This is a genomic window from Allorhizobium ampelinum S4 (genome assembly GCF_000016285.1).
GTDB classification, from domain to species: Bacteria; Pseudomonadota; Alphaproteobacteria; order Rhizobiales; family Rhizobiaceae; genus Allorhizobium; species Allorhizobium ampelinum.
The window spans coordinates 552,344-574,473 of sequence record NC_011981.1; the positions used below are offsets into that span (position 1 = coordinate 552,344).

The 22,130-nt window shown below is 57.0% G+C and carries 21 protein-coding genes and 1 pseudogene; 15 read left to right on the top strand and 7 right to left on the bottom strand.

Going from position 1 to position 22,130, the window contains the following annotated elements:
- Nucleotides 1-45: 45 nt before the first annotated feature.
- Both AVI_RS30865 and nikR read right to left on the bottom strand, forming a co-directional pair.
- Nucleotides 46-239 (bottom strand): annotated as a pseudogene (locus AVI_RS30865) (IS630 family transposase); the annotation flags it as partial.
- Between the two features lie 280 nt (nt 240-519).
- On the bottom strand, nt 520-918 hold the full coding sequence (gene nikR / locus AVI_RS28145) for a nickel-responsive transcriptional regulator NikR (RefSeq protein WP_015918650.1): 399 nt from the start codon (nt 916-918) through the stop codon (nt 520-522).
- A 148-nt stretch (nt 919-1,066) separates the two neighbouring features.
- Between nikR and nikA the strand changes: the two genes are divergently transcribed.
- The 13 genes from nikA to AVI_RS28210 all read left to right on the top strand — a co-directional run bounded on the left by nikA (nt 1,067) and on the right by AVI_RS28210 (nt 12,934).
- Nucleotides 1,067-2,647 (top strand): nickel ABC transporter substrate-binding protein, encoded by a 1,581-nt coding sequence (gene nikA / locus AVI_RS28150; protein WP_015918651.1) that lies wholly within the window; start codon nt 1,067-1,069, stop codon nt 2,645-2,647.
- Between the two features lie 3 nt (nt 2,648-2,650).
- Entirely contained in the window at nt 2,651-3,595 is a 945-nt protein-coding gene (nikB, locus tag AVI_RS28155) for a nickel ABC transporter permease subunit NikB (protein WP_015918652.1), read from the top strand.
- Nucleotides 3,592-4,467: a nickel ABC transporter permease subunit NikC gene (nikC, locus tag AVI_RS28160; RefSeq protein ID WP_015918653.1), complete on the top strand. Its 876-nt coding sequence runs from the start codon at nt 3,592-3,594 to the stop codon at nt 4,465-4,467. Before nikB ends, nikC begins: the two co-directional genes overlap by 4 nt.
- Nucleotides 4,464-5,252, top strand: a complete 789-nt coding sequence (locus AVI_RS28165) for a nickel import ATP-binding protein NikD (protein ID WP_015918654.1) — start codon at nt 4,464-4,466, stop codon at nt 5,250-5,252. The genes nikC and AVI_RS28165 overlap by 4 nt, the downstream gene beginning before the upstream one ends.
- Entirely contained in the window at nt 5,249-6,043 is a 795-nt protein-coding gene (gene nikE, locus AVI_RS28170) for a nickel import ATP-binding protein NikE (protein ID WP_015918655.1), read from the top strand. Before AVI_RS28165 ends, nikE begins: the two co-directional genes overlap by 4 nt.
- Before the next feature lie 173 nt (nt 6,044-6,216).
- Nucleotides 6,217-6,612: a hypothetical protein gene (locus tag AVI_RS28175; RefSeq protein WP_015918656.1), complete on the top strand. Its 396-nt coding sequence runs from the start codon at nt 6,217-6,219 to the stop codon at nt 6,610-6,612.
- 96 nt (nt 6,613-6,708) lie between these two features.
- Complete coding sequence (locus AVI_RS28180; RefSeq protein ID WP_041699890.1) at nt 6,709-7,425, top strand: Crp/Fnr family transcriptional regulator; 717 nt, start codon at nt 6,709-6,711, stop codon at nt 7,423-7,425.
- Nucleotides 7,426-7,443: 18 nt separating this feature from the next.
- A complete protein-coding gene (locus AVI_RS28185; RefSeq protein ID WP_015918658.1) occupies nt 7,444-8,733 on the top strand; it encodes an ABC transporter substrate-binding protein in 1,290 nt (429 codons plus the stop codon).
- A complete protein-coding gene (locus AVI_RS28190) occupies nt 8,730-9,794 on the top strand; it encodes a FecCD family ABC transporter permease (protein WP_015918659.1) in 1,065 nt (354 codons plus the stop codon). Before AVI_RS28185 ends, AVI_RS28190 begins: the two co-directional genes overlap by 4 nt.
- The gene (locus AVI_RS28195) at nt 9,791-10,576 is read left to right on the top strand and encodes an ABC transporter ATP-binding protein (protein ID WP_015918660.1); all 786 of its coding nucleotides are present in this window, start codon (nt 9,791-9,793) and stop codon (nt 10,574-10,576) included. The genes AVI_RS28190 and AVI_RS28195 overlap by 4 nt, the downstream gene beginning before the upstream one ends.
- Nucleotides 10,573-11,496 carry a copper uptake system-associated protein gene (locus tag AVI_RS28200; RefSeq protein WP_015918661.1) on the top strand — a complete coding sequence of 308 codons (924 nt, stop codon included), beginning with the start codon at nt 10,573-10,575 and terminating at the stop codon, nt 11,494-11,496. The genes AVI_RS28195 and AVI_RS28200 overlap by 4 nt, the downstream gene beginning before the upstream one ends.
- Nucleotides 11,493-12,152: an SCO family protein gene (locus AVI_RS28205; protein WP_015918662.1), complete on the top strand. Its 660-nt coding sequence runs from the start codon at nt 11,493-11,495 to the stop codon at nt 12,150-12,152. The genes AVI_RS28200 and AVI_RS28205 overlap by 4 nt, the downstream gene beginning before the upstream one ends.
- On the top strand, nt 12,149-12,934 hold the full coding sequence (locus AVI_RS28210; RefSeq protein ID WP_015918663.1) for a DJ-1/PfpI family protein: 786 nt from the start codon (nt 12,149-12,151) through the stop codon (nt 12,932-12,934). The genes AVI_RS28205 and AVI_RS28210 overlap by 4 nt, the downstream gene beginning before the upstream one ends.
- A gap of 333 nt (nt 12,935-13,267) precedes the next feature.
- On the opposite strand, the gene moaA is transcribed toward AVI_RS28210, so the two are convergent.
- The 4 genes from moaA to AVI_RS28230 all read right to left on the bottom strand — a co-directional run bounded on the left by moaA (nt 13,268) and on the right by AVI_RS28230 (nt 18,146).
- Nucleotides 13,268-14,296, bottom strand: a complete 1,029-nt coding sequence (gene moaA / locus AVI_RS28215; RefSeq protein ID WP_015918664.1) for a GTP 3',8-cyclase MoaA — start codon at nt 14,294-14,296, stop codon at nt 13,268-13,270.
- A complete protein-coding gene (locus AVI_RS28220; protein WP_015918665.1) occupies nt 14,290-15,645 on the bottom strand; it encodes an FAD-dependent oxidoreductase in 1,356 nt (451 codons plus the stop codon). The genes moaA and AVI_RS28220 overlap by 7 nt, the downstream gene beginning before the upstream one ends.
- Nucleotides 15,642-15,947: a ferredoxin family protein gene (locus tag AVI_RS28225; protein WP_015918666.1), complete on the bottom strand. Its 306-nt coding sequence runs from the start codon at nt 15,945-15,947 to the stop codon at nt 15,642-15,644. Before AVI_RS28225 ends, AVI_RS28220 begins: the two co-directional genes overlap by 4 nt.
- Before the next feature lie 72 nt (nt 15,948-16,019).
- Nucleotides 16,020-18,146 carry a molybdopterin-containing oxidoreductase family protein gene (locus AVI_RS28230; protein WP_015918667.1) on the bottom strand — a complete coding sequence of 709 codons (2,127 nt, stop codon included), beginning with the start codon at nt 18,144-18,146 and terminating at the stop codon, nt 16,020-16,022.
- Between the two features lie 185 nt (nt 18,147-18,331).
- Between AVI_RS28230 and AVI_RS28235 the strand changes: the two genes are divergently transcribed.
- A complete protein-coding gene (locus tag AVI_RS28235) occupies nt 18,332-19,246 on the top strand; it encodes an AraC family transcriptional regulator (RefSeq protein ID WP_015918668.1) in 915 nt (304 codons plus the stop codon).
- Nucleotides 19,247-19,805: 559 nt separating this feature from the next.
- Nucleotides 19,806-20,735, top strand: coding sequence for a helix-turn-helix domain-containing protein (locus tag AVI_RS28240; RefSeq protein ID WP_187152422.1), 930 nt, complete (start codon nt 19,806-19,808; stop codon nt 20,733-20,735).
- A 60-nt stretch (nt 20,736-20,795) separates the two neighbouring features.
- Here the strand turns inward: AVI_RS28240 and AVI_RS28245 are convergent, their stop codons facing one another.
- Complete coding sequence (locus tag AVI_RS28245) at nt 20,796-22,046, bottom strand: acyl-CoA dehydrogenase family protein (RefSeq protein WP_015918670.1); 1,251 nt, start codon at nt 22,044-22,046, stop codon at nt 20,796-20,798.
- Nucleotides 22,047-22,130 lie beyond the last annotated feature (84 nt).

Below are 22,130 nucleotides of genomic sequence, written 5' to 3' on the forward strand. Positions count from 1 at the left end.
AAAGTGAACGACTTGCCAGCTTTTCATGGCCACCTGCAGGTCGACAACGGAATGAAAGGTCCAGCCGATGCCTTGCCAGCCAGGCGCGAACCGTCGGCTGCTTATGAGGCGCGTAGCTGTCGCGAATGACGTGAACAGCCCATCGAGAATATTGAGAGCGGCACACAAGGTTGCCGCAACGTGGCGTTTGTCGTCATGCTCATTGTGCTGCCACGTGGTAGACTCGGCTGCATCCGGTTAAAGGTAAGCGGCAAGTTGACCGCATCCGGCGTTGGTAGTGCGGGCCTATGTATTGCGGACAGACGAGTCACAAACTGTGCGCTTCTATGTCTACGTTAATGGACCTCGACGTCATCGCCGACATGAGCAGACTGAACGGGGATTACACTGGGCATTAAGAACGCACTCTTTGCGAGGCACGATGCGGGAGCGGAGAACTGGACGACCATCGCTTCGGGACTTCTCGGCCTGAAAAGCTTAATGTGACAACACCGGCTCGGCCTTGTCCCTATTCGATGCTTATGCCGGGATAATTTTCAGCTCACCATAGGTGACGGAGCGCTCTGCCATCACATGATCGGCAAAGTGGCGCACCTCTTCGGTTTTGCCGCGCAAAACGCTGATCTCAAGACAGCGGTGCTGATCCAGATGCACATGCATGCTGGCCACAGAAAGATCATGGTGATCATGAAAGGTCGTGGTCAGGCGGCTGGCGAGATCTCTCGCTTCATGGTCATACACATAGCTCAAAACACCGGCGCAATTCGCAATATGCCCCTCCTCGATTGAGGCCTGTTTCAACCCGGCCCGCGCCAGATCGCGCAAGGCTTCGGAGCGGTTCTGATAGCCTTTTGCCTCGATCATTCGGTCCAGCTCAGTCATGAGGTCGTCGTCAATGGTGATGGTAATGCGCTGCATGATTGTTCCCGACGTTGATGCTGATGTATGGTGTATCACCTTTTTTATCCGCTTCCAGCCTTTGTCCCGATAGACGGTTGACCTGACAATGACAGTATGATGTATCAGAAAAAACATCTTACTTCATGATTGCTCAGCAGGACCTTCCATGATCAAAACTTGCTTTCGCCATGCGGCACTGGCGCTGACGCTTGCCTTTTGCAGCCCTCTTACCAATGCGCAGGCGGGCGAGACACTGAATTTTTCATGGCCCATGAATGTCGGCCCGCTCAATCCCCATCTCTATTCACCCAATCAGATGTTTGCGCAAAACATGGTGTATGAACCGCTGGTGCGTTATCAGGCCGATGGCACCGTCAAGCCATGGCTGGCGCAATCGTGGGAGATTTCGAACGAGGGGCGGACCTATACGTTTCAATTGCGCGACGGTGTGCGCTTTTCAAACGGCGAACCCTTTGATGCAGCAGCGGTAAAAGCCAATATTGATGCGGTGCTGGCCAATCGCTCCCGTCATGCATGGTTGGAATTGGCCAATGAGATCGAAAGCGCTGATGTCGTTGACTCTTCGCATGTGCGCATCACACTGAAACACGCCTATTATCCTTTGCTTCAGGAATTGTCCCTGCCCCGGCCCTTTCGGTTTATCGCCCCTTCGCAGTTCAGGCAGGGCGGCACAAAGGATGGCATTGCCCAGCCGATTGGCACTGGCCCATGGGTTTTGCAAGAAACCCGCTTGGGCGAAAAAGACGTGTTTGTCCGCAACGACCGCTATTGGGGTGGCAAACCTGCCTTCGACAGTGTGACCGTCAAGGTTATTCCCGATCCCAACAGCCGCGCCATTGCGTTTGAGACCGGCGATATTGATCTGATCTATGGGGCCGATGGGCCGATCTCTCCCGATACGTTTGAGCGTTTCCGCAAAATGGGAACTTATACAACAGAGCTTTCGCAGCCTTTGGAAACCTTGGTGCTGGCCATCAATACGAACCTTGGTGCCACAAAGGAACTTGCTGTGCGCAAGGCCATCAACCATGCGGTGGACAAGGACAAGATGATTGCCACCGTGCTCTATGGCACCCAGCAACGCGCTGACACTCTTTTTGCCCCCAATGTTCCCTATGCCAATATTGGTCTCAAACCCTACCAGTTTGATCGATCCGTTGCGGAAAAGCTGCTGGATGACGCTGGCTGGAAACGCCTTGATCCGAAAGGCATTCGGCAGAAGGATGGCAAGCCGCTGTCCATCGAATTATGCTTTATCGGCACAGACGCCATCAGCAAATCCATGGCCGAGATTGTGCAGGCTGATCTTGGTAAGGTGGGAATTCAGGTTATCCTGACCGGAGAGGAAGAAAGCAGCATTTTGTCGCGTCAGCGCGATGGCCGGTTTGGCATGATTTTCAACCGCACCTGGGGGCCTCCTTATGATCCTCACGCCTTTGTCAGTTCCATGCGCATTCCCTCCCATGCCGATTATCAGGCGCAGCTTGGCCTGCCGGACAAGGCGAAGATTGATCAGGAAATCGGCGACGTGCTGATCTCCACGGATGAACACATCCGGCAGGATCTGTATCGGGATATTCTGACCCGATTGCATGATGAAGCCGTCTATCTGCCGCTCACCTATGTTACCGCCATTGCCGTTGCCAAAAAGGAGCTTGGCCCCATTCCGTTTGGGGCGATGTCGAGCGAAATTCCGTTTGATCAGATCAAGCAAAAGACGAACTGATCCATGGGCGCGTTTATCCTGCGGCGCATTTTGCTGCTGATCCCAATGCTGCTTGGCGCATCACTGGTGATATTTCTCATGCTGCGGCTTGGTCCGAGCGATCCGGCCATGGATTACTTACGCCTGTCCAAAGTGCCGCCAACGCCTTTGGCGCTGGCAGATGCCCGGCAGATGCTTGGCCTCGACCGCCCGATTGCCACTCAATATATCGATTGGTTGGGCCATGCCTTCCGGTTGGATTTTGGCGTATCCTATGCCACGCAAAGGCCGGTTTTGCCAGACTTGCTCTACTATCTTCCGGCAACGCTGCAACTGGCCGGGCTGGCGCTGATCCTGACCTTTGCCATTTCCATCCCGATGGGTGTCTGGGCATCGCGCCACCGGAACAAGCTGCCCGATCATATCGTGCGGCTGGTGTCATTCCTGGGTGTGTCCATGCCCAATTTCTGGCTGGGCTTTCTGCTGGTGCTGGTGTTTTCCGTGCAGCTCGGCTGGCTTCCCGCCATGGGCCGCGGCGGCTTTGCCCATATGATCATGCCGGCCATTGCCATCGCCTTCATGTCCCTGTCCATCAATGCGCGGCTGTTGCGCGCCAGCATGCTGGAGGCTGCGGGGCAGCGCCATGTGCTCTATGCCCGGCTGCGTGGCCTTTCCAGACAGCGAGTTGAGCGGGGCCATATCCTCAGAAACGCGCTTTTGCCAATCATCACCGCCACGGGCATGCATGTCGGCGAATTGCTTGGCGGCACGCTGGTGATTGAAAGTATTTTCGGCTGGCCCGGTGTTGGCCGCTATGCCGTTTCTGCCATCCTGAACCGGGACTATCCCGTCATTCAGTGTTTTACCTTGTTGATGGTGGGCATTTTCGTGACCTGTAATCTCCTTGTCGATATTGCCTATGCATGGGCAGACCCACGGATCAGGCTGTCAGCGGGGCATGTCGAATGAGCCAGACGTCAGCATTGCACTCACCCACGCGCCCGGCTGGCTTTTGGCGCTCCTCATCGCTGGGTGTCAAAGCCTGTGGTGTCATCGTTCTGCTGCTGGTAGTGGCCACGATTGCGGGGCCATGGATTTCGCCGCATGATCCGAATTTTGTCGAATTATCGCAGCGGCTTCAACCGCCAGACCTGAGCCACTGGCTTGGAACTGATCACTTGGGCCGCGATATTTTCTCGCGACTGGTTGCCGGTGCCCGCGTGTCGCTGGGCTCTGTTGCCATTGCGCTGGGCCTGATCATGGTCACCGGCATTGTCCTTGGCGGAACCGCAGGCGTTATCGGCGGGCGCACCGATCAGCTGATCATGCGCATTGCCGATGTGTTTTTGACCTTTCCAACGCTGGTGCTGGCGCTGTTTATGGTTGGAATGCTGGGCACGGGCCTTACCAATGTCATCCTCGCCATCGCTCTCTCCCACTGGGCCTGGTATGCCCGGATTGTGCGCGGAATTGTGTTGTCCCTGCGCCATCGGGAGTTTCTGCTGGCGGCGCGCATGAGCGGCGCAGGACCGATCAGAACCTTTATAGATCACCTGCTTCCCGCAACCCTGTCTCAGCTGGTGGTGCTGGCCACGTTGGATATTGGCCATATCATGCTGCATGTCTCTGGCCTGTCTTTTCTGGGATTGGGCGTCACCGCGCCCACGGCGGAATGGGGCGTGATGATCAACGATGCCCGCCAATATGTCTGGACAGCGCCGTCGCTGATCCTGTGGCCGGGATTAACCCTGTTTATCAGCGTCATGGCCTTCAACATTCTGGGCGATGCCCTGCGCTACAGGCTCGATCCCCATTTGCGTGTGGAGCATGGTCACCAATGATTCAGACCCTCTCCATCCACAATCTCACGGTTTACCCATCACACGCCGATGGTCATCCTGCTCTTGTCGATCATCTCTCGCTTGAGCTCAAACGTGGCCGCATTCTTGCGCTGGTTGGTGCCAGTGGTTCGGGAAAATCCCTGACCTGTTCAGCAAGCCTTGGCGTGGCACCTGCGGGTGTCACGGTTACCAATGGCACTCTGGCGCTGGATGGTAAGCCCGCCTTGCCTGCGGACTTGCGTGGCAAGACGGTGGCCACCATCATGCAAAATCCGCGCAGCGCCTTCAATCCGGTGCGAACCATGCGCCATCATGTGGTTGAAACATTGAAGGCCACGGGCCGGTTACCGCCAGACAATGACCTGCAACAGGCTTTGGCCATTATGCACGACGTCGGGCTTGAAGAGCCGCAGCGCATTCTGGAGATGCATGCTTTTGAGATGAGCGGCGGCATGTTGCAACGGATGATGATTGCCCTTGCTCTCATGTCCGGCGCGCCCTTTCTGTTTGCCGATGAGCCAACCACGGACCTTGATCTGATTGTGCAAATGCAGGTTCTGGATCTGATCGAGCGCGTGGCCAGACAACAGGGCTTGGGCGTTTTGCTCGTCACCCATGATATGGGCGTGGTGGCGCGCTTGGCGGATGATGTGGCGGTGATTGATCAAGGCAAACTGGTTGAGACGGGCAGCGTCATGGACATTTTCCATGCGCCCCAACATCCGGTAACACGCATGTTGGTGCAGGCGCACCTCTCCCTCTACGGTCTGGAGCTGGCGCAATGATACTGCTGCAAGCAAAACATCTGAGCAAACATTATCAGCACTACTCGCTGCTTGGCGCAAGTCCGGCCCGAACGGTTGTGGAGGGTGTCTCGCTTTCCATTGCCAACAGCGAAACCGTCGCCCTTCTCGGCCGCAGCGGCTGTGGCAAGAGCACGCTGGCCAGATTATTGGCGGGGCTGGAACAGCCAGACAAGGGAGAGGTCTGTTTCAACGGCACAGCCCTTGGCAAGCTCGCAAAAGCAGACAAAGCCGCCTTTCGACGCAGTGTTCAAATGGTGTTTCAAGATTCCCCCAGCGCCGTTAACCCCCGTTTTGACATTCGCGCCATTATTGATGAGCCGCTGCGCCATCTCACCAACCTCAATGAGGCAGACCGCGAGCACCGCCTGCGCGAGGTGCTGGACATGGTGGAGCTTCCCCTTGCCATCGCCTCGAAATTGCCGGGGCAGGTCAGCGGCGGCCAGCTGCAACGCGTCTGCATTGCCCGCGCCCTCGCCTGCTCTCCCAAACTGATCATTCTGGATGAGGCCGTGTCCAACCTCGATCTTCATCTCCAGACCTCGGCCCTGTCTCTTTTGAAAGACTTGCAGCACAAAACCGGGATTGCCTATCTGTTTGTCACCCATGATCTGCGCTTGGTCGAGCGGTTTGCATCACGGGTGCTGATCATGGATGCGGGCCGCATTGTCGAGGAAACCGCAACCGGGGCGCTGGGCCATGTCAGCCACCCCGCCTCCTTGCTGCTGAAATCAGCCATTCTGCCCGCCTATCCGCGCCAACTGCATAATTGACGCGGACATCCGCTTGTCAAAACGTTCCGAACTGCGCAGACAAAGCGAGTAAGCATTTTCCATCAAAAAAATAACAATCGAACAACCTGAAGAAATCCTGACGACGGCACAAAATGCCGCATTGCGGACGTTTGGAAGAACGCCTAATCGTAAACTGAAGGGGATCAATCTGGATGGCCGCAACCGCGTCAGACATGGCTAAACTGGTGCGCATCATATGCGCCATTGCCCTGTTGTGCGTCGGATTTTCCCATAAGACACCCGTCATCGAATCGGTAATTCCGCTTTCTGAAGTTGCATCATACACTCTGCCAGACGGGACCCTCCCGGTCCTCTGCCTGCCAACCCAGGACGACAACGGTAAACATCATAGCCATGATCTCGGCACCGGTTGCGAAGCCTGCCGGATAACGGCCTCCATTGTCTTGCCGACCCCTGCCGATTCAATTGGCCAAGCCATCGTCGTTGCAACAGAAATTCATATTCCGATCCGTCGTGAAGCCTTTTACCGTCAGCTGTTTCCTCCCAACGCAAGCCCACGTGGCCCCCCGACCGGCACCATTGCCTGAAACCACTGCTGCATTTCACAGCAGCCCTTCAGTCAGCGCCGGTTGAGCGTTCCAAACTCTGGGACGTGACGACCGGTGCAGCGCCGGACACACGTCATGTTCAACAGGACAGCATTGGGTGAAGTATCGCCCGTATTCCCAATCGATTTTGTGATATCCGCCGAAATCGGCAGTAAATCTCAGATGTGCAAGCTCGTTGCGCCGCGCACCAGAGTTTTCCTGCATGATTTCCCAAGATCGAGCGAATTTCTACTCCAGGACGGGTGCATCGCACTCTATCAATCTCTGTACGACGGTCGCAGACAAATACTTGACATCCTTGGGCCGGGCTCCTTTCTCGGACTATCGATTGGCAGCTCTGTCAATTGCTGTGCCGAAACCTTGGCGTTTACGCAGATTCAACCGGTTGCGCAGCTCACCGATCACGCTCTCGGCAGTGCGCTCAAACATATGCTGCGCCGGTCGCAAGCATTAGTGACCTTGCTCGGCCGAAAAACGGCCCAGGAAAAAGTTGCGTTTGCCCTCCTCGATCTCGCTGAGAGGTTTACCCTGACGTCGAAGGCTTCGCAGCTGCGGAAAACGACATTCAGGCTTTTCCTGACCAGAGCCGATCTTGCCGATTGGTTAGGACTGACACTTGAGACCGTCAGTCGTTGCCTCAACAGCTTCAAGCGCAGCGGTATACTCACCTTCAACCATCCCGAAATCATCACCATAGCCGACGAGAACGCCTTGCGATGCCTCGCCTCAGGCCAGCCTTCGCTTGCCGGGCAGAAATCCGCAAAGGGCGATGTCTCTCTTCAACCGTCATAGCACTGGGGGACGGTTATCATGCTCGTCGTCTTGCTTCTTTTTTCGCTGACCGGCGCCGTGCTGGTGATGGTGATGGTGATCGCATTCGACCATCTCATCATCAGGCGCGTCAAGCCGCTTAAGCTCGCGCTGAACCGCCAGCCTTTCACCATTGTGGTTGGCGCAGGATCGCCCACCCGTCAAGATTTAACGCAAGGAAACATAATGAAAAAACTAGTCTTCTCAGCCTTTGTCGGCCTGATGGCCATGACAGCCAGTGCCTTCGCCGACATCACCGTTACCGATGTCAAGGGACGCACCGTCACGGTACCCAAGGTGCCGGAGCGTGTTGTCCTCAGCTTCTATTATGAGGATTATCTTGCCATCGCCGGACCCGGCGCGCTCGACAAAGTCGTGGCTCTCTCCCTCTCCCCCTGGAAGGATTGGCGGCCAAACCAGTTCGCGGCCTATGAAAAAGCGCTGCCAAAGCTCGCCTCCATTCCCGACATCGGTAGTACCGAGGACAATACATTTTCGATTGAGAAGGTGATTGCGGCCAAACCCGACCTGCTCATTCTGGCGGCCTGGTCCTATGACGCGCTCGGGGAAGGCACCAAGCAGTTAGAGGCCGCCGGCATTCCGATCGTGACGCTCGACTACAATGCCCAGACGGTCGAGAAACATGTCGCATCCACCTTGGCACTCGGCAAGCTGATGGGGACGCAAGACCGCGCCGAAAAGCTCGCCAAAAACTACAAGGATGCGATGGCAGACGTTCAGGCCCGCATCCAGAAAGCCGGCCCGACGGAGAAAAAGGTCTATGTCGAACTGGCTCAGAAAGGGCCGGATGAAGTCGGGAACTCCTACGGCGATACGATGTGGGGCGCGCTGGTCGACAGGCTTGGTGGCCATAACATTGCCAAGGGACAGATCGGCAATTGGGGGCCGCTAAGCCCGGAATATGTCCTGGCACAAAAGCCGGACCTGATTTTTCTGGGCGGGTCGGAGTGGCTGAACAAGCCGCAATCGGTGCAGGTCGGCTTTGGGGCTGATCCGGCGGTTACCCGCCAACGCATGAAGGCCTATCTCGGACGTCCGGGGTGGTCGGATCTGCCAGCCGTAAAAGAGGGCGGCGCGCATGCGATCTACCATGGCGGCGCACGCACGCTGTCCGACTATGTGTATGCGCAATATATCGCCAAACAGCTCTATCCGGATGCCTTCAAGAACGTCGATCCGGCAAAGAACATTGCTGATTATTATAATAATTGGCTGCCGATCAAGGCCGACGGTGTGTTTGTTCTCCCTTATGAAGCGAACGGACAATGACGACCTTTTCCGCAGAGATTGATGGGATGCGCGACGGCTATCGCCGCGCATCCGCTCGTCGGACTTTAGTCATGATCGGCGCCCTCATTTGCCTTGTTTTGCTGATGGTGCTCGATCTCACCACCGGTCCATCCGGCATGCCGCTTGCCGAAGTATGGCATGGGCTTCTCGCCGGGCCTGCCGGTGACGACCGCATGGTTGCAACGATCCTGTGGCAATTGCGCATGCCGCAAACTGTCATGGGCGTCCTGGTCGGCGCCTGCCTCGGCCTTGCCGGCCTGCAAATGCAGACGATCCTTGGCAATCCGCTGGCCAGCCCCTTCACACTCGGCTTTTCGGCAGCGGCAGGCTTTGGCGCGGCATTAGCGATCATGTTCGGCTCGCTCATCCCGCTGCCCGGTTTCATCGTCATCCCCGCCTGCGCCTTTGTGATGACCCTGGTGGCCTGTGCTCTGGTCTATCTGATCGCGCGGCTTCGTGGCGCGACACCGGAAATCCTCGTGCTTGGAGGCATTGCGGTGTTGTTCTTCTTCCAATCGCTCCAGTCCCTGCTTCAGTTTCTGGCGTCACCGGAAGTCTTGCAGCAGATTGTCTTCTGGCTATTCGGCAGCCTCTTGAAGTCAAGCTGGACGAGCGTCACAGTGAGTGCTGCGATTGCATGCGCCTGCCTTCCCTTCATTACCCGTAGCACCTGGGCCTTGACCACGTTGCGTCTCGGAGATGCCAATGCCCGAAGCCTCGGGCTATCGGTTGAGAAAATCCGTCGGAATACCTTCCTGATCGTGGCATTGTTGACAGCCGGAGCCGTCTCCTTCGTCGGAACCATCGGCTTTGTTGGGCTCATCGCACCGCATGTTGCCCGCGCACTCGTCGGAGAGGACCATCGGTTCTCCCTGCCGCTGGCAGCCCTAACGGGAGCCATCATTTTGATCGGCGCGTGCGTGTTCGGAAAATTCATCTCTCCGGCTGCCGTCATTCCGGTCGGCATCATCACGGCCATCGCAGGCGTACCGATGCTGTTTGTCGTCATCGCCAAACGCGGTCAGCGAGGCCTGACATGACGGCGCGGCTGGTCTTGAGAGACGTAAGCGTCCAACATGGGCGCACCACGATTGTTTCAGGTGTATCGACCTCTATTGCTGCTGGGCAGATCGTTGGCCTGATCGGCCCGAATGGTGCCGGCAAGTCCACCCTGCTGAACGCGATCGCCGGGCAGGTGCCCGCGAAAGGCAAGGTTCTGTGGAACGGCAAGCCGGTCGGCGCCCGCGATATCGGTTTCATGCCGCAGCAATGCCAGGTGAGGGCTGACTTGTCCGTGCTCGAAGTCATCCTGCTCGGCCGTCATGAGCAGCTTGGCTGGCAGATTGCCAGTGACATGCTTGCGGCGGCGTCTCGGATATTGGCCTTCTTCGGGATCAGCGATCTCGCAACCCGCAGCATGCTGACCCTTTCCGGCGGTCAACAACAATTGGTGCTGCTTGCACAACGCCTGCTGCGCGAACCGCAACTGTTGCTGCTCGATGAGGCGACCAGCGCTCTGGACGTCCGGCACCAGATGCATGTTCTCAAACGACTGAGGGATTACGTCGAGCGGACTGGCGCGCTGGTCTTGATCGCCGTCCATGATCTCAACCTGGCAGCCCGCCATAGCGACACGGTCATGCTTCTGAACGGCGGCAGGCTCATAGGACACGGGGCTTTCGACAAGGTGATTACGCCGGACATCCTGCGATCCGTCTATGGGATCGAAGCTGAGTTTATCCCGAGCCAGTCAGGAATCCCGGTCATTCTACCCCTTTCACCCACTTCAATTGAAACAAGTCCTATGGAGGAAACACCATGAAATCCCGAACCAGCAGATTTGCGACCATTGTGATTGCGACGCTCGTATTTGTCTCACCCGCCCTGGCCCACGAGTTCAAGGTCGGCGACATCGACATTGGTCATCCCTACGCCCGTGCCATGCTGCCGGGTGCCAAGGTCGGCGGCGGATATCTGAAGCTGACCAATGAAGGCGGCACAGACGACAGGCTGGTGAGCGCAACCTCGGACCGGGCCGGATCGATCCAGCTCCACGAGATGAAAATCGATGCTGGCGTCATGATCATGCGCGAGCTTCAGGGCGGCATTGTCATTCCCAAAGGCCAAACCATAGAGCTGAAGCCCGGCAGCTACCACGTGATGTTCATGAACGTGCAACAGCCGTTCAAGGAGGGTGAAACCGTCAAGGCAACCCTCACTTTCGAAAAGGCGGGATCGGTCGAGGTCGAATTCTCCGTTGGTTCACCGGCTGGTGGTGCGCCTGAAATGAAGCACGACGGCCATGCAAAGCACGGCGACCACGCCGCAATGCAGATGCCGCCGCAATCTGCCGATCCTCAAGAAGCCATCCCGGCCAAGTTGAAAGCTGCGTTCGAGACGGCCGACAAGCCTCTCTCCGTCGCCCCTGTCGTTGTGCAGGGGGACTGGGCCATCGCCGGCTGGACCCAAGAGGGTCGTGGTGGCCGTGCGCTGCTGAAGAACAAGGGCGATGTGTGGAGCATTCAACTGTGCAGCGGCGATGGCTTGAAGCAAGCCGATACCCTGAAGGCAATTGGCCTCTCAGAAAATGACGCAAGCGCCCTCTCCGCCAAGCTGGCGGACGCTGAAGCCCATGTCGACGCAAAGACACTGGTGCTGTTTGCAAGCTTTGAAGGCACGGTCATGGTCGAGGGCGCCGAGGATCACGGCGGGCACGACGCTCATAAGGATCATGGAAAATGACGCGCAGCCCACTGATAATTCTGGCACTCGCCGTAGCCGGGCTGTTCGTGACATCCTTGATCGGCGTCATGATCTGGGTTGCTTATGACAGCCCACGGCCGGGTCCGTTTCGCACACAGTTCGAGCTCACCGACGACCGGGGCAATCCGGTCGGCCCGTCAATTTTTCATGGTTCGCCAGCACTGGTTTATTTTGGCTATACCCATTGCCCGGAAGTCTGCCCGACAACGCTCTATGAAGTGGCCGATTGGCTGAAGACGCTGGGATCTGAGGGCAAAGACCTGAAGGCCTATTTCTTCTCGATCGACCCGGAGCGCGACACGCCGGAGGTCATGCACGGCTATGTCACGGCCTTTACCGACCGCATTACCGGTATCACCGGGAAACCGGAGGAAATGAAGAAGGTCGTCGATGGCTGGATGATCCATGCGAGCAAGCTGCCGAGTGAAGATGGCGATTACCACATGAGCCACACGGTGTCCTTGCTTCTCGTCGGCGCAGACGGTCGGTTGAAGGACATGATTCCCTACGGTCTCGACAAGCAACAGGCCATCACGAAAATCCGGGAGCTACTTTCGAACGGTCCTGGCGCAAAGACCGTCGGACAGCAGCTGAGCGACAGCCTCATTCTCCCTTCACCAGGACAACGATCATGAACCGTCGGGACTTCAATGTGCTTTTCACAGCAGCAGGCGCAGGCCTGCTGCTGAACAACGGCATCGCATCGGCTCAAACGCCACCCCCCTCACCGGATGGACCGGTTTTTGCCATGCTGGTCCACCCTAAGATGATCCTGCTGGATCTGCTCGGTCCGATGACCGTTTTCAACATCACCAGGGGAAAGATTCACCTGGTCTGGAAAGACCAGACGCCGGTATCGACGGATGTCGGTATTCCCGTCACAGCCACGACCACGTTCAAGAAGTGCCCTCGAAACGTCGATGTCTTCTTCATTCCTGGTGGACTTGTCGGCTCGACTGAACTGATGGAAGACGCGGAGACGCTTGACTTTGTCAGGGAAATGGCAGCTGGCGCAAAATATGTGACCGCCGTCTGCACGGGATCACTGGTCCTCGGCGCGGCAGGTTTACTCAAGGGCAAGAGAGCAACAACGCTCTGGAACGTCCGCGACCTCCTGCCAACATTCGGTGCAATTTCCGTCAATGAGCGCGTGGTAGAGGACGGCAATCTCATCACAGGCGGCGGGACCACCGCAGGGATCGATTTTGGCCTCTCCGTGGTTGCCAGATTGCGCGGGGAAGACCTTGCAAAGCGCATCCAGCTCATCATTGAATATGATCCCAAGCCGCCTTTTGACGCTGGCAGTCCCGACAAGGCCGGTCCTGACATCGCCAATGCCTTCCTGAAAATCCGCAAGCCCGCCATGGATGACGCAAAGGCCGCAGCGCAGCGGGCTGCTCGAAAGCTGTCGCTGTGATCGAACGCCTCCTCCCGTTGGCTCCTGCATACACTGTAAATCAGCACCGGAGATTTACCCCAATGACCTGTCCCGTAGATCTCTGATGTATTGAGATGAAATGAAGGTCGGATGGGGCCACGATCGGCGCCGATGAAGACCCCGCTCTCGCTGCCGGGTGAAGGACGCGCCTTGAATTGATCAAACGTTTCAAATCACGACTAAACGTAGACCGGATCGGGACCGAATGGAAATACGGCTCATTTCAGAGTGAAAATCAACAGCACCAGCTTTCTTAGGGCCAGGCGTATCCTCTTTCCCTTCAGGAGAGGCATTTGATACAGCAGACATGCATCAGCCACCGGTGGCTGACATATGCCGGCTGATCGTTGTCGGGGCGTTGGTTCGGTCGATCGCAAAGTCGTGCCCACGCGATTTGTCCAGGATTGCCTGGTTGATCGCGGCAAACAGATCCTGATCATGTGGCGACCGGCGCATCACCGCTTTGAGATCAACGGCGTCTTCCTGCCCCAGGCAAGTGTGAAGCACACCGGCAGCAGTTACGCGAACACGGTTGCAGCCTTCGCAGAAATTATGTGTCAGCGGCGTGATGAAGCCGATTGTTCCGCCGGTTTCGGCAATGCGGGCATAGCGCGCCGGGCCTCCCGTCCGCAGGGGAATATCTGTCAGTGACCAGCGGGTTTCAATCGTCTTGCGCAATTCGTTGAGTGGAAGATACTGATCGATGCGATCGACACCGATATCTCCAAGCGGCATGGTCTCGATCAGAGAAAGCATCATGCCGGGGCCATGAGCAAACGCGATAAGATCATGAATTTCCTGTTCGGTGCTGTCCCGGAGTGCTACCGAATTGATCTTGACCGCAAGCCCCGCTGCACGGGCCGCGTCGATGCCCTCAAGCACCGTGGTAAGCGAGCCACCCCGCGTCAAAGTGCGAAACCGCTCTGGCGCGAGTGTATCAAGCGAAACATTGAGGCGTCGAATACCCGCCTGCGCCAAGTCTTCAGCATAACGGGCAAGCTGAGTGCCGTTGGTTGTCAATGTCAGCTCTTGTAGCGGACCGCCTTGCAAATTGCGTCCTAGCGAGCGGATTAAGTCGATGATACCCTTGCGAACGAGAGGTTCACCACCCGTGAGGCGGATCCGCGTGACGCCGGATCGGATGAAGGCAACCGCAAGACGTTCCAGCTCATCAATCGACAGCACATCACGCTTCGGCATGAATGTCATGTTTTCCGGCATGCAATACATGCAGCGTAGATCGCAACGATCGGTCACTGAAAGACGTAGATAAGTCACGCGGCGACCGAACCGGTCGATCAGACCACACGAAGAAGGCAAGGCAGTCCCCGGGGTTAGCATGCTGTGCGTCTCTTTGTGACGACAGAAATCATCTGGTCGACAGACAAAAATTTTTCTCGGGGCTTTCCAGCAAGGCGGCCTTGCTCCAATTCCGCAGCATCGATAGCCTGCCACGACGCGAAATCGATGTGGACACCATGCTTACCGGCCAGCCTTGCGATCAAGGCATCGGCATCCGCGAGCACGCGATGACCATTGCTGGAAAGATCGGCAAGAACATGCTGCACGGTTTCGACTGCGCATGCCCTGTTGGTACCAATCGTGCCTTGTGGGCCGCGCTTGCTCCACCCACAAACATAGGTCGCTTGATGAGGGCCTCGTCCTGCTACATTGGCATGAACGCCCCTCGCCTCGTCATAGGCAACGCCCGGAACGGGCGCAGACCGTCTGCCGATGCTGGAAAATACGAGACCGCAGTCGATGGAAACCGGCATAGACTTATCGCCGGATAGGCTGGAGCCTCGGCTGAATACCATCCGCTCAACCCGATCTCTTCCCTCGATAGCGTGCGGCTGCAGATGGAACCGGAACACGCAACGCCGCTTCCGATCCGAGATCTGCGTCGAGAACGATGCCAGCATGCTGACAGCTGCCCTTTTCTCGGCGTCAGTGCCATCAGGCAAAGCGGCGACATCCGGCACCGGATCGTCCGGATCAAGGACGGGGTCGCAGTCCGAGAGCATGCTGAACTCCTGCAATTCCTTGGCCGAAAAGCGCGTTTCGAGCAGGCCACGACGCCCGACGACCTGCACCTCGCGGATCTTGCTTTCGGCTAAGGCCTCCAGCGCATGGGCCGCGATGTCGCTATGACGTAATTCGTCGGTCGTCTTCAGCAGGATGCGGGCAATATCGAGAGCGACATTTCCATGTCCGACAATCACCGCACGCTCACCGGAGAGGTCGAAGCAGCAATCGCGATAGTCAGGGTGACCGTTATACCAGCCGACGAAATCGCTAGCCTGGTGGCTTCCCGGCAGGCTCTCGCCAGGAATACCCATCTTTCGACCTAACGCAGCACCCGTCGCAAGAATGACGGCATGATAGCAATCAAACAGCGTGTCTATCGTCACGTCGATCCCCACGTCGATCCCGCCGACAAAGCGGAAGCCGGGCATGCTGGCAATACGATCGAATACGGCGGTCACCTGTTTTAATTTCGGATGATCCGGCGCCACGCCGAACCGCACCAGGCCATAGGGCACCGGCAGCCGCTCGAACATGTCGACTTGAATGTTGATCGGTGCTCTCAACAGAGCTTCGGCGGCGTAGAAGCCGCTCGGGCCTGCACCGACAATGGCGATGCGGAAAGGCGAAGCAGCCTTCGCGGCGGCGGCAATTGGGATGGTCATGATGTCAGAGCCTGCCGTCGCTCCTCAGCCCCTGGCAAGGGCGGTAGCCGACTGGCGACCACCGGCGTTTCTGCAGCGCGGCGACGATTGATTTCAATCCACTCTTGCTTGTCGGCTGGCAGGAGATAGGACGCATGAATGGCGCCGACGGGGCAAACAGGCGCACAACCACCGCAATCGATGCAGTTATCGGGATCGATATAGGTCATTTCCTCATCGATATGAAAACACTCGACGGGACATACAGTCACGCATTCCGTATAGCGGCATCCGGAGCATTGGTCGGTTACAACATAGGTCATGGTCAGCTTTCATCATATGTGGCAGACGATTTGGTGAACACGCCATCATCCGCCCGGAAAATCTTGAGGGAGTCAGGCCATTGCAACCTGGACCAGCGCATCGGAAAATGTCGGCGCCCGGCCGAGATCGGCATAGGCGGGCGGCGTCACGGCATGCACGGTCGCGCCCTTTCGGTTGGAGCGCTGCCAGTAGCCGGACGGAGCAACCACAACGCCACGCATGACATCGGGCGACAATGTCGCGAATGCCTCGAACATTCCGCGATCATTGAACACGCGGATCGGCGCTCCGGCGATGATACCGCGTTCGCTGGCGTCGTCAGGGTGCAGCAGCACCGCCTGTTCCTCGCCGGCCTGCGCAATCTGCGCTGGCAGATTCCCGTAATTCGAGTTGAGAAAGGCGTGGCTTTTCGGAGAAATCAGGCTGAGCGGATACTGCTGCGCCAGAACCGGATGGGTTGCGGGGCTCTCGTTGGGACGGATGTAATGCGGGAGCGGATCGACCGCTTCGCCCGATTGGTCGCCACCGTAACCCTGCCTGAACAGCGGGGCGACGAAATTGCCGCTTTCGGCGAGGGTTGATTTGAATTCGCATTTGCCCGTAGGTGTCGGAAAATTTCCGTCACGATGCGGCGCCCATCGGTCGGCAGCCGGCATGTTCAATCGCATATATCCCGACTGTTTCAATTGATCGAGCGTGATCCCTTCAAGAACGGGGCTTGCCCAATCCATCGATGCTTCGATCATCTCGTCGTCCGAGCGGAAGAAGAAGGGATCGTCGATGCCCAGTGCGCCGGCAAGGCGCCGGAACAATTCCGTGTTTGAAACCGCCTCGCCGAGCGGTTCGATCGCTGGATTGTTGTAGGACAGATAGAGATGGCCCCAGGAGAACATGATGTCCTTCTGTTCCAGCTGCGTGGTCGCTGGCAAAAGGATATCAGCATATCTGGCGGTGTCGGTGATGAAATGCTCGCTGACGACGGTGAATAGATCTTCCCGCCCCAGCCCCTGTTCCAGCTTTTCCTGCTCGGTGACCATGGCCATGGGATTGGCATTGTATACGAACAAGGCACGGATCGGAGGGTCCAGTTCAAGAGCGCCCGTCAGCGCCTGGCCAAGGCGCCAGGAATTGATCACCCGCATCTTCTCAGGCTGGAGATCGGGACGCATCAGCCCGCCCCAGTTTACCGGGAAGGCCCAGATCGGCAATTGCAGAAGCCCTCCGCCGACATGTTTCCATGCACCGATCAACGCTGGCAGGCAGGCAATGGCACGAACCGTCTGGCCACCGCCAGCATGACGTTCCACCGCCACCCCGATCCGCACGACCGCCGCAGGCGTGGTCGCGTATTCACGAGCCAGTTTCAGGATGTCATCAACGGGAATGCCGGTTTCCAAAGAGGCGAATTCCGGTGTGTATTCCGCCACCCGCTCAACCAGTTCGTCATATCCCAGCGTGTGCTTGTCGACATAGTCCCGATCCACCAGATTTTCCGTGATGATGACGTGCATCATGGCCATGGCCAGTGCCCCATCCGTGCCAGGCCGGATCGGAATGTGCCAGTCGGCAAGCCGCGCAGTGCGGGTACGCACCGGATCGATCACCACAAGTTTAGCACCGCTCTTTCGGGCTTCCTCAATGAAGGGCCAATGATGCGAATTGGTACTGAGCGTGTTGCAGGCCCAGAGAATGATATATTTGGAATGAACGAAGCTCTCGGGATCGACACCCGGTGTATGCCCAATCGTCATCATATAGGCCGTGCATGAGCCTGAATCACAGAAGGTGCGCTCGCTCACCGAGGCGCCCAGCTTGTTGAACAGAGGATCGCCGACATTGAGGCCATTGAGAATACCCTGCGTGCCAAGATAGCTGTAGGGCAATATCGCCTGAGCGCCGTGGGACGCGATGATATCCTTCCAGCGGATGGCGATCTCTTCGAGCGCGTCATCCCAAGAGATTCGAACGAACTGGCCGCTACCTTTAGGGCCGACGCGCCGCATCGGGTAAAGCAGGCGCTTATCGCTATAGACCCGATCCTGGTAATTGTTGACCTTCACGCAGAGCCGGCCGCGGGTGAAGGGATGGTCTGGATTGCCCCGCACAGCAAGCGCCTTGCCGTCCTCGACGGTCGTCAGGATCGAGCAGGTATCAGGACAGTCATGCGGACATGCACCTACAACAACAGAACGGGCCATCGCTTTTACCTCGCTTACACGCTTCGAATGGCGGCATTCTGCTGTAAAATTCAGCCCTCGGCGTTATCCAAAACTGCTTTTTACTGTTCCATTCCTGCGAAAACCCCCTCCTTGGATTCTGGCGCAAATCTTGCTTGTCTCTTGAGCCATATGTCGCGGCGCCAATCTGAAGGAGAGGCCAAGCCATGCTCGGACATTCCGTCGATAAATATGTGACCGGATCCATGCTGGAGACATCCAATGCCCACGGATGGACCAATATGCTCGCCGAGCGCTGGAGCCATGCGCCGGGTGAACTGCCTTCGCTCGTGCCACGCGAAACCGAAATTGCCATCCTGCTACGCGGTCGATCCGTGGTGGATCGTATCGGCGGCGGCATGCGCCAATACACCCAGGCGAGACCCGGCACGATCTGGCTCTGTCCTGCAGGGATCGAGGAAGAGTTCATAAACGTCACCGAATCGATCGATGACTGTCTGCACATCTTTCTGTCCGGGCAGCCTTTCGACGAGACAATCCTGCGCGAACACGATATTGATCCAGCCCGCGTGGAACTGCGCTACGAGAGCATCGCCAGCGACCCGTTCATTGAATTCATAGCGACCGAGATCCTCAAGGAAATGGCGGAGGAGAGCCCTGCCGGGCGGTTGCTGATGGAAACCCTGGCCATTTCCCTGTCTGCCCATCTCATCAAGCGGTATTCCGCAACCGACCTTCGTCCAAAACAGCCTTCAGCACAGGATCGGCCGCTAGACCAGAAGCGCCTTTCGCGGGTCAAGGACTATATAGACGCGCATCTGGAAAATGATTTCACGGTTGTCGATCTTGCCAGTATTGCCTGCATGAGCGTGGCGCACTTTGCCCGTAGTTTTAGGGCTGCAACCGGCAAGACTCCCCATAATTATGTGAGGGATTTGCGCCTCGAACTCGCAAAACAGCGCCTGACACGCGATGACAGCCATATCGCAGAGATCGCTTTTGCGGCAGGCTTCTCGTCACAGGCCAATTTCACAAAGGCCTTTCGGAGCGCTACCGGCCTCACTCCGGCGAAGTTCCGCGTTATGACAGCCCTTCGAACACCGCAACGGAACAAAAATTAGCCGCTCGTTCGTGAACGGGACAGATGCGCTTACAGGCTTTGGAATTGCTGACACCGCCAGCGAAATCAGACTTCATCGTTGAGCGACAATTCAGATTTTGGGGTAGATGTCCCGCACGTTTTTGTCGTCGCTCCGAAGAGACGCAAGAATAGAGGTATCGTTGGTCAGGGTTGATTGGACCGGAACCACCAACTGCAATCATGGTGTCAGGCAGTCCGGCGCTCGCCCGGACAGTATGCGCTACCCGATCCAATCGTTGAGAGTTCCAATTAATATCCAGTCAGGGAATACACTCTCCGCAGCCTCACACAAAAGCCGGTGCCGCCCGTCTCGACAGCGCTATTGTTAAGGACCCGTAAGGGCACGGCAAGCAGCCAATGTCGCCCCTCGCGATTGACGGCACATGGCTTTTCCGTCTCAGTTGTCGTGACCTGTTTTTGCCGCCACAAAATATGTTTTGCTATCCCAAAAATCCGCTTCCAGATAAGCGAATTTGGCGCATTTCTTGCTTTTCTGTTGTCAGTTTGTGACGTCCCAACAAAGGCAGCACGATATGCATATGAGGTGTTTCGATCTGGGTGAGATCAGGACGGCAGAGCGCTTTAGCTACTGGAGGGACGTTCTGTGCAACGTCTATGTCGCGCTCGATCCAGAAACACCGTCCAAAATGGACTTCCGAGGTGCTGTAACCGATCACCCGTTCGACGAAATCGGCATTTCGAATATCGCGTCGCTGAAACAGACCATTGCACGCACGACAAGCGGCATACGCCGCGACACGAATGCCTATTGTTTCCTCAATCTGCAAGTGGCCGGCACATGCCGCATCCGTCAGGGAAACCGCGATGCCATCACGATGCCCGGGGAGTTCACCGTCGTCGATTCGTCCGAACCGTTTCTTCTCGACTATACGAGCGACACTTGGGAACAATATGCGTTCAAGATCCCGAAGCATATGTTTGATTCCCATGTCGGCCACGAATTCGTGGCGCGCACAGTCACGGACCGCACACCCATCGGCAAGGTCGTTGTCGATTTTCTGGCATCCATCGCCCGAAACCCCGAGAATCTGCGCCACAGCTCGATCAATATGACGAAGACAATCATCGACCTTGTTGCCATGTCGCTTCGAGCCTCGACGCCCGAGCGTGACGACGATCGCCGCCGGACCTTCAGGTCACCCCTTCGTCAGTCTGTTCTACGCTATGTCGAGCTTAACTTCGCAGACCCGGAGATCTCACCCGCCAAGGTCGCGGCTCATTTCGGAATATCGACCCGCTACCTGCACAAGCTGCTGGAAGAACACGGCGAGACCTTGGGGCAGATCATCCTGGCAAAGCGCCTCGATCGTTGCGCCTCCGAACTGCGTAAAGGGACATGCCTGACCATTTCGGAAGCAGCCTTCCGCTGGGGTTTCAACGACATGTCCTATTTCAGCAGAGCCTTCCGGCGACGTTTCGGCGTTGCCCCCCGCGATTACAGGCGATGACCGCAACAGAACCGCAGCTCTGCCGCTGTACGGCAAAGCTGCGCTAGGCTTGATTATCGTTCAGGCAAATGTCGCGTAAGGCGCCGTCAGAGAACTGTAGGAAGAACTCTTGATGATGCTGTGCAGATTGCGTCGGCGAGCTCCCATGTTGCCGCCGTCATAAAGCGGGAAGCACATCGCATCGTTCATCAGTTCTGCGAGCGGATGCATATCAGTATAACTGTCTACGCCAACAACCCGCATGGCATCGTAGACGACGTCGACGCATGTTTCCGAGCAGAAGACCTTTGTCATCACTGCCAGTTCATGCTCCGCCCCTTTGGACTGGTCGTATTGATGGCACGCCTTCCACGTCATGTAACGGCAGGCCTCTATCTTCATCTTCATGTCGGCAAGCATATAGCCGACCGTCGGATATTCAATGATTGGATGTGGCCCGGAGTGGGAGTCAGCACGCGCATATTGCAGGGCATAGTCGTAGGCGGCACGCATGACACCAACACAGGCCGCACCGATCAGCGCGGCGGTCCAGGCGAAATTCGTGGAAACGATTTTGATTCCGTCGCCCGGCTCACCCAGGATGTTGTTTACCGGCACACGTACGTTCTCAAAGGTCATCCGCGGAGAAATCGTTGCCCGGTGGCCGACCGTATCGAGGAGCCCCGCAACCCGAACGCCGGGCGTGTTGCCCGGAACCATGATGACCGCAAGTGATTCCTCGGCGTTCCGGGTCAGATCGGTTCTGCAAACGACGGCATAAAGGTGGCAATTATTGCCGTCCCAGCCGGTACCATTGGTGGTGTAATGCTTTTCGCCGTTGATCACCCACTCATCACCTTCCAGGGTAGCGGAGGTCTTAACACCGAAACGGGGATCGGGAGAATCGAAATTGGCGCCACCCGTAACCTCCGTGAACGCCAACGCTCCCAGCCGCGTTCCATCCTCGGCAAAATCCGTCAGCAATCGCTTTTTCTGCTCTTTGGTTCCGAACATCGCAACCGGCTTGATGCAAAGGCCGCTGCCCAAAAGTGCAGATGGAATGTTAACATCGACTGACGTTAGCTCTTCCGCCGCAAGTGCAAAATCAAGGGTGGGAATATCTGAGCCGCCCGCTTCCTTGGGAAGGAGAGCGTTGACAAAGCCAGCATGAACGCCCTGTTCAAAGAATGGCTTGATTGCATAGAAGCGTTCATCTGGTCGAGAATATTGGGCGATTGTCTTGCGAACGCCCTTCAGGACTGTGTTGGCAAAGGCACGCGCGCCATCGCGAAGGGCAATCTGGTCCGCATTCAGGTTGAAATCTATACTCATCGAATTTCCCCTTTTGGTTTGTTTTTTGATGGACGCTGGCAGCGAGAACCTTCGCCTCCGCACACGTCCATCGAAACCATATTT